The sequence below is a fragment of the Curtobacterium sp. P97 genome (assembly GCF_023712445.1).
Lineage (GTDB): Bacteria > Actinomycetota > Actinomycetes > Actinomycetales > Microbacteriaceae > Curtobacterium.
The window spans coordinates 1-462 of the sequence record NZ_JAMAYF010000097.1 but is presented as its reverse complement, the minus strand read 5'-3'; the positions used below and the strand labels follow the sequence as shown (position 1 = coordinate 462).

The window sequence follows — 462 nt, the reverse complement described above, 5'->3', positions numbered from 1 at the left end:
ACCCCTGGTCGATCAGGGCCTGCACCAGGGTGTGGTCGCGCGTCAGCTGCACCAGCTCGGGGGCCCGCCAGCGGTAGGCCCGCGAGTCGCCGATGTGGATCAGCACCGCGGCGTCGCCGAGCACGCCGATGCCGCACAGGGTGGTGGCCATGCCCTCGAGCCGGGGCCGGTGCCCGACGGCGGTGCGGATGCGCTCGGTGGCCGCCGCCACCAGCACCGCCAGCCCGCCGTCGGGCTGCTCGGCGTCGAGGCCCCGGCCGGCGGGGGCCAGCCAGCTGATCACCAGCGACGACGCGACCGCCCCGCCGACGTTGCCGCCCACGCCGTCGGCGACCGCGACCAGTGCCGGGGAGACCAGGCCCGAGTCCTGGTTGTCCGGCCGGGGGCCGGTGTGCGAGCGGGCAGCCGCGTGCAGGGACAGCGCCACACCCACCCCCGCACGACCTCGACGAACCGTTGCTG

The 462-nt window shown here is 76.8% G+C and carries 1 protein-coding gene; it reads right to left on the bottom strand.

From position 1 onward, the window contains the following. The coding region (locus M3677_RS17135) for a protein phosphatase 2C domain-containing protein (protein ID WP_251161155.1) at positions 1 to 427 on the bottom strand (427 nt) is incomplete at its 3' end. Positions 428 to 462 lie beyond the last annotated feature (35 nt).